This window comes from Streptomyces sp., from assembly GCF_035563135.1.
In the GTDB taxonomy this organism is placed as follows: Bacteria; Actinomycetota; Actinomycetes; order Streptomycetales; family Streptomycetaceae; genus Streptomyces.
Genome location: NZ_DATMVN010000060.1, coordinates 1 through 3,809, shown reverse-complemented (window position 1 = coordinate 3,809; position 3,809 = coordinate 1). Strand labels below are relative to the sequence as shown.

Annotated in this window: 3 protein-coding genes and 1 pseudogene; 2 read left to right on the top strand and 2 right to left on the bottom strand. The window is 69.3% G+C overall.

Features of this window, described 5'->3' with window-relative positions; translation table 11 throughout:
• Positions 1 to 1,589 (top strand): LamG-like jellyroll fold domain-containing protein (locus VN520_RS02630; RefSeq protein WP_325745184.1); only part of this gene is annotated, 1,589 nt, incomplete at its 5' end.
• Positions 1,590 to 2,133: 544 nt separating this feature from the next.
• Here VN520_RS02630 and VN520_RS02625 read toward each other — a convergent pair.
• On the bottom strand, positions 2,134 to 2,529 hold the full coding sequence (locus tag VN520_RS02625) for a DUF6281 family protein (protein WP_325745183.1): 396 nt from the start codon (positions 2,527 to 2,529) through the stop codon (positions 2,134 to 2,136).
• Between the two features lie 851 nt (positions 2,530 to 3,380).
• Between VN520_RS02625 and VN520_RS39825 the strand changes: the two are divergent.
• Positions 3,381 to 3,644: pseudogene (locus VN520_RS39825) on the top strand (IS701 family transposase); the annotation flags it as partial.
• A gap of 24 nt (positions 3,645 to 3,668) precedes the next feature.
• On the opposite strand, the gene VN520_RS02615 reads toward VN520_RS39825, so the two are convergent.
• Positions 3,669 to 3,809, bottom strand: a 141-nt coding sequence (locus VN520_RS02615; RefSeq protein ID WP_325745163.1) for a substrate-binding domain-containing protein, incomplete at its 5' end; no start/stop codon positions are given.

Genomic DNA, 3,809 nt, shown 5'->3' with positions numbered 1-3,809 from the left:
TCTTCGCTCCCGGCAGCGACATCGTTTCCTCCGTCCGCGACAACGGCTGGGAGAACCTGAGCGGCACCTCCATGGCCGCCCCTCATGTCGCCGGCGCGTTCGCGGTGCTCCACCAGGCCTTCCCCACCAGGACGGTGGCCGAGCTGGAGACGCTCCTGAAGAGCACGGGCAAGCCCCTCACCTACTCGGGCACCACCACTCCACGGATTCAGCTCGATGCGGCGGCGCTGTCGACCCAGCCCGGGACGCCTGCCGGTGAAAACGCGTGGAAGCTCGCGGCCAACGGCACCGACACGGCCGGCACCAACCCGCTGACCCCGGTCGGCGGGCCCACCTTCGCGGCCGCCGACGCGCCCTACAGCCTCTCCGGAGCGGCCTCCTTCAACGGCAGCACCGCATTCCTGAAGAGCAGGACGAGCGCGGTCAAGACCACGCAGGACTACACGGTCTCGGCCTGGGTCAAGATCAACTCCGCGGTGGAGGCCACCGCTGTCTGCCAGGGCACCAGCCAGTACCAGGCCTTCTACCTCGGCTACGACCCCGCCAACAAGGGCTGGATGTTCCAGACCACGACCACCAACGGCGAGAACAACGAATGGGTGACCGCCGAGGGCGGCCCCGGCACCGGCCCGGTGGGCACCTGGGCGCACCTGGTCGCCACCTACAAGGCCCCGGTCAGCGGCGTCGCCGGCACCGGTCTGATGACGCTCTACCAGAACGGCAGCTACCAGGGCAGGGCCACCAACCTCACCCCGCAGTACGACGCCGGCCTGCCGTTGACCGTCGGCGGCTGCGTCAACTCGGCCACCGCGACCACTCCGTACAAGGCCTTCCCCGGCAAGGTCGCCGACGTCCGCGTCTACCCGTACGCGATGGACGCCGCCCAGGCCGGCAAGGCCAGCGCCACCGTGCCCACCGGGTGGGCGGCCGGCATGCCCGAGAACGAGTGGAAGCTGAGCACCGCCGGTACCGACACCGCCGGCCTCAACCCGTTCACCCTCTCCGGCGGCGCGAGCTGGTCCACCGACAAGCCCACCGGTACCACCCTCACCGGCTCGGCCTCCTTCAACGGCAGCACCGGGCTGCTGAAGAGCAAGCAGGCCGCCGTCAACACCCATGGTGACTACACCGTCTCGGCCTGGGTCAAGATCAACTCGGCGGTGGAAGCCACCGCGATCTGCCAGGGCACCACCCAGCACCAGGCCTTCTACATCGGCTACGACCCCTTCAACAAGGGCTGGGTGTTCCAGACCACGACCACCAACGAAACCGCCACCGACTGGGTGACCGTCGAGGGTGACGCCAACTCCGGCCCGGTCGGCACCTGGGCGCACATCGTCGCGACCTACAAGGCACCGGTGAGCGGCGACTCCACCAGCGGCCTGATGAGCGTCTACCAGAACGGTGTCCTCCAGGACTCCATCCACAACATGACGCCCCAGTACGACTCCAGCCTGCCCCTGACAGTCGGCGGCTGTGTCAACTCCGCCTCGTCCACCGCCCCGTACGACGCCTTCCCCGGCAACGTCGCGGACGTGCACGTCTTCCCGCGCACCCTGACGGCCGCCGAGGTCGCGGCTCTCAGCTGAGCCCTCTCCGAGGGAGTTCGACCGCTGACAGGTGCCCCGCTCCACTCGACAGGGAGCGGGGCACCTCCTTTCGCACGCCCCTGACGGAGGAAACGAGCAGACCCGGGGTACGGATCCGTCACTTGAACGCCTCCTTCGGCAGCCGGTGAAGACGGGCTGTCGGTCACGTTCGTGGCGGCATGAGTACGTCCTGATGCCGGCGGCCTCGCGTCGGCTGCGGGGCCGGCCGAGCCGTACTCGCCGATCGGCAGGGACGGCTCGGCGTACCCCCACTCCAGGCCATGCCGTTGCTCCCGTTTCGCGCATCACGGACCACCGGACCGGCCCGTTCGACGGGATCGGGTCGCGCAGATCGCTCACGACCCGATGCACCCCCGCAGCGCCCGCCATAGCGGCTGCGAGCGTGCTGGACGCCCGATCTGGACAGTGGACGCCCGACTTCGGACAGCGAAGCTGCGAACGGCCTTCACCTGGCTGCCCGGTACGGTGCACGGGGCCCGGTGCGGCATCAGCCTTGGAACCACACCGGACCCCGCATTTCGGATCAGGAACCGTCGATCAGTCTCTGCACCTCGGGCGGGAACTCCGAGTCGGAGGAAACGGCGAAGAACCTGGCTGTCTCCGGCGTGTCCCCGACGGCGATGGCGACCTCGGGGGAGATGCCGTCCACTTCATAGGCAGTCCCCGTCAAACCGGCCGGCTCCTCGCTCCCGCCCCGGCCGCCGGTGTCTTCGCAGGGTGGTTCGGTGGCGACTCCGAGCTTCTTCCCGGGTGTGAATTTCACGTTCCCCACGTCCTGGTACGTAATGTCCTGGTAGGTGTACTGAGCGACGCAGGAGGCTCCACCGCCGCCGCCACCGCCGCCGGCCGTGCACGCGGCTACCGACGTCACCATGGCCGCTGCCATCAGCAGACCTGCGGATCGCCTGGTCCAGCTCATATGTGTCCCCCTCAGTAGATGCCGCAAAGAAGAGGAGTGCCTCCTCTCTGCCGAGTGACCTCACCATCGCTCGGCACGGGAATGAGATCGTGCCCGTGGTGAGGATCTCGTGTTCCGCCCTTCGACGTCGGCACCTCGGATCAGGTTCCCCTGCCGCGCGTTCGCCTCGGACCGAGGTGCGGTGCTGCAACAGGCGGCAGGATCACATCCGGGTCAGCCGAACGGTGCCGGCCGCTGCTCCTGGTACCCCGGCTGCACGGCAGGAGCGAGCAGACTGGGGCCGGAATCCCGCGACCGCGGTAGCGTCCCCGTCCCGGCCGGCCTCCCGACGGGCCCTCACGTTGCGTCGCCCAGCGGCCCGTTTCAACGGTGCGCAGGGCCTCCGCGTCCAAGACGGACCAGGGGTGACGCAGCAACCGGGAGCAGGGGCGAGACATGTCCGGGACACGACGCGAACTCCGCTCGTGCTCCAGTGCGGCGACCGGACCGGTGAAGGCGGAATCGATGACCGTCGCCGGCTCCGCGATCAGCTCGCTCAGACCGAAGCACTGGTCGGACAGCGCGCGCAGGTACCCCCAGCAACGCGTACGCAGTGCCCGGTGCAAGCCTCAGGCCCCAGGGCGTCCCGCCGCTCTCCGACGAGGAGATCATCACGGTGGTGTCAGCACCGGCGAACAGGAACCGGCCTTCGGACCGCATCGGGGCAATGACTCCGTCGGGCAAGATACGCATGTCACCGGGATCGGCCTCGACCCGCCGCAGCATCGCTCCGGTGCGAAGACCACACCTGGCCCTGTCACTGCTCGTGCTCATCGCCTCCCGTCGACCTGTCAGGATTCTGCGTAGCACATGCCGGAAAGGCCCTGGCCGGACCGGACGAACACCAGGTCCGCCGCTCCACCTCCTGGTCCCGCTGGGGCACTACGGCCATGCTCGCCCATGCCTTCCTCGCCGTCGTCCGCGGCGGCCGGCACGTCCGCCGTCCCGCCCGGGACGAGCTGGTGCCGTTCACCTGCAACGGGATCCAGCGACTGTTCACGACGCCGGCCGTCCGGCTTGTACACGGTGCAGCCCACCGACTCCGCTGGTCCGTCCGGCGCCGGTGCCCCGCTCGCGGGGCGGGGCGTGCTGACGGGAGCTCAGGTCGATTCGCGCACGACGAGTTCGTTCGGCATGATCACCGGTCCTGTGGGGGCGCCGTCGATCAGGCCGAGGAGCAGGTGGACGGCGGCGGTCGCCTGGTCGGCCATCGGGCTGCGCACCGAGGTGAGCGCGGGAGT

Bases quoted from the DNA above. Each gene is read 5' to 3' on its own strand.
- VN520_RS02625 (WP_325745183.1), bottom strand. From the start codon at position 2,529: ATGAGCTGGACCAGGCGATCCGCAGGTCTGCTGATGGCAGCGGCCATG.